Raw genomic sequence first — 1,557 nt, 5'->3', positions numbered from 1 at the left:
CCTTGAGCGGCTCGAATATTACCGTCACTGGCATCGAGGTAGGCGGTGATGGCACTATGCCTGATCCGATGGGGAGAAACTATCTTATCGATCCCGGCTGCTTCACTAAACTCTCGCACCAAGCGATAAATAGTACTACCATCGAGTCTATGTCCCTTACTGCGGCGATCTAGGCTGGTAAATAGCGGGTCATCTGATCGATAATCTTCTCTAGCAGTCAACCATTGTGAGATCGCGACTGTCGTTGCTGGCGATAGGTCGATCTGGCTTTTTTGAATCTTGCCTTTGCCTAAAATCGATAGTCTTCCAGATTCGCTAAAATCACCTACGTCGAGGCTACAGATTTCATTGCGGCGCAAGGCATTGTCCCAGAGCAACCGAAGGATGGCATAATCTCTGATCCCTTTGACGGTGCTGCGGTCTGGAATTTGGAGCATTTCTCTAAAGCCAGCCACAGCAATCCCTGTGGTATCGCCATAACTCTCGACTTTTAAGCAAGTAACATCGGCAAGATTAAAACTACACTGCTCGACTTGACGGGCATAATCTACGAAGGATTTTAGGGCTGACAGTCGGACGTTAATCGTGCTGGGTGCTAACTTCGCTTCGATGAGTTGTTGTCGGTATTGGAGGACTTGGTAGACAGCTTCTGACTGATGTAAGGAGAGAAATTGAGCCAGGAATTCCTCGGATACTTTGCGATCATAGGTGCGACGACAGAAATCGGCAATCGCTTTACTGTAGTTTCGCCTGGTATTGGCAGAAATTTTCACTCGGAGAAAGTCAGCAAGAAGATCCGAAGAAGAACGAGCAACTTCAGGTGAGTTGGGTACTGGAATAGATTTGGATACTGGCGATCGCATGGCATTGATCGGCAAGCGATAGGAGCATTACTTGCCACAAGTACTAGCATTTTAGCGCAAATTTAGTGCGCGACAATGAATTTGTTAGTGTACTTAGCTTTCAATTATGTCCAGAATGGTTTTGTCACTGTGATTGTGATGGCGAAGGAAATCCATAACAACGCCAAGTACGCTCTCTATTAGATTGAGAAAACTGGTTAAATCGGAGACTGAGTATCATTCCTTTTCTCTCTCTAGTTACTGCGATCGATCTTGTTTTAATTCCAGCAACTATCCTGCAATTAAAAGCCACGGATATGTGCAATATTCGGCGGTGACATCAAGTGTCGATCGAGCTAGTATTAAATGAACTGAAATGGCATCAATATTCAAAAATAGAATCTCCTGTGCGTTGAACAGGGAGTATTTTAGAGTGGCTCAAATCTGTCATCCGAGCAAATTTAAAATTTATTTTCTGTCATTTCCAGCAACTAAACCGCAATTAAAAATACATCACCGTATATATACTGAGAAGCCATATAACACTTCGTTCGATCGAGGAGGTCAAAGTATATGTCGGATCGAAATAGTTCAGAATCTGCGGATAAGACAGAGCAACTAGTTGGCTTAGGTGACTTCCTTAAATATTATCAACCTGGTTCAGGAGAGAAACAAAAAGAATGGCATGAAAGAATATTACCAGGTATTCAAGATG

Annotated in this window: 1 protein-coding gene; it reads right to left on the bottom strand. The window is 43.7% G+C overall.

The features are described 5' to 3' along the window. A partial coding sequence (locus tag RMO79_RS03330) for a tyrosine-type recombinase/integrase (RefSeq protein ID WP_310481639.1) occupies positions 1-863 on the bottom strand: 863 nt, incomplete at its 3' end. Positions 864-1,557 lie beyond the last annotated feature (694 nt).

This window comes from Chamaesiphon sp. VAR_48_metabat_403 (genome assembly GCF_031422475.1).
Classification (GTDB): Bacteria; Cyanobacteriota; Cyanobacteriia; order Cyanobacteriales; family Chamaesiphonaceae; genus Chamaesiphon.
Note: the sequence above shows the minus strand (reverse complement) of the source record. Positions and strands in the feature narration are given on the sequence as shown.